Source organism: Maribellus luteus (assembly GCF_003576475.1).
Lineage (GTDB): Bacteria > Bacteroidota > Bacteroidia > Bacteroidales > Prolixibacteraceae > Draconibacterium > Draconibacterium luteum.
This window is the reverse complement of the sequence record NZ_QWGR01000044.1, coordinates 1-1,386: the sequence shown is the minus strand read 5'-3', so window position 1 is coordinate 1,386 and position 1,386 is coordinate 1. Positions and strand designations below refer to the sequence as shown.

General features: G+C 33.0%; 2 protein-coding genes. Both read left to right on the top strand.

Going from position 1 to position 1,386, the window contains the following annotated elements; translation table 11 throughout:
- Positions 1 to 241: 241 nt before the first annotated feature.
- Entirely contained in the window at positions 242 to 748 is a 507-nt protein-coding gene (locus tag D1614_RS23595) for a DUF3592 domain-containing protein (RefSeq protein ID WP_119440455.1), read from the top strand.
- A gap of 16 nt (positions 749 to 764) precedes the next feature.
- The gene (locus D1614_RS23590; RefSeq protein WP_119440454.1) at positions 765 to 1,304 is read left to right on the top strand and encodes a hypothetical protein; all 540 of its coding nucleotides are present in this window, start codon (positions 765 to 767) and stop codon (positions 1,302 to 1,304) included.
- Positions 1,305 to 1,386 lie beyond the last annotated feature (82 nt).

Here is a 1,386-nt window from a genome sequence, read left to right as displayed (position 1 = left end):
AATATTTCTTCATCTAATCTACAGTTATGTAACTCATTATTTCTTAAATTGCATCCTTGAGTTACGCAGGACACACAGCCAATGCCTAACATTTTGCAAATTGCATTGCGGGTGCAGTGGAGTGCGTTGTCTCTGCTCCTTTCTTGACCGTCATGTCCTATCGGACACTGACGCTCTTCGAAATCCGCAACGACAACTTGCAAGTGACCGTTATGCATTATAATAAAAAGACCTACAAACAATGGAATTTTTAGAAAATAATCTTGATTTTATAATACTTAGCCTTTTTGTAATAATAGGAATTTCATTATGTGTTTATAATGTTCATCTTCTATTTAAAGGACAAAGGACTTTGGGGTGGACTGTTGCTAGTGGAAAAATTATTAAATCCGAGTTGGGTGTTTCTCAGAGTTTGACAAAAGAAACATATGAAAATCATTATCGAGCGGACATTGAATATGAGTATGAGCTTTTAGGAAATAAATTCAAATCAAACCAAGCTTATCTTGGAGACAAAGTTTATCTTTCATACAAAGACAAAGCAGAAAAAACATTGAAAATGTTTCCTGAAAACAAAACTGTAAACGTTTTTGTAAATCCCGACAATCACTCGGAAAGTGTTTTAATGAAAGGTTCTGGAGGAAATCGTGTTTTTAATATTTTACTTGGACTAATCTTAGTTCTTATAGGAATACTCATTCAATCAAACTTTGAGTTAATAAAAGAATTTTTAAACAGCTTGGAATAACTGACTAATATCAAACATGACTGAATTTAAAACCTTCATATTTGAGCCAAAACCAGCCAAAGATAGTTCTATACTTTGGTGGATTATGGCAGGACTTATAATATTAGGACTTGTTGCTGTTTTTTTGGATGTGATGGACAAATGGTTAAGCATACCCTTTATCGTAGTTCCAGGAATCATTTATTACTATATCAGATATAAGGACTGGAAATTTGAAGAACCTGAGGATTTAAATGGTTATTTCACCGATGAACTAACAATTAATGAAACAGAAATCAAAATAGCCGCAAAATCAATCCCCATGAATAAAATTAGGTCTTTGACTATAATGTATAATAATGTTCATGGAACCAAAATATACAGTTCTTATTCAGGCACTTCAATAAGCAACGGAGAAAAGAACGTTTTAGTAATTAGATTAGTTAATGACAAATCAATCCAATATAATTTCAAACTTGCTTCTATTGAGCACGCAGAAAAACTTCGGCAACTGACTGAGTCCTTAAAAAGCAAAGTTGCAATTAGGAATGATTGGAAATTAAATTACAATGCATAACACGGGTAGCTGTTGCACAACCCTCTAATTTTTAAGTACCTGTTAAAACTACGAAGGGGAATAAGCTGTTTCTCGCGTTTTT

What these genes read in the sequence shown, in the direction of transcription:
- D1614_RS23590 (WP_119440454.1), top strand. Translation starts at nt 765, where the DNA reads ATGACTGAATTTAAAACCTTCATATTTGAGCCAAAACCAGCCAAAGAT.
- D1614_RS23595 (WP_119440455.1), top strand. Translation starts at nt 242, where the DNA reads ATGGAATTTTTAGAAAATAATCTTGATTTTATAATACTTAGCCTTTTT.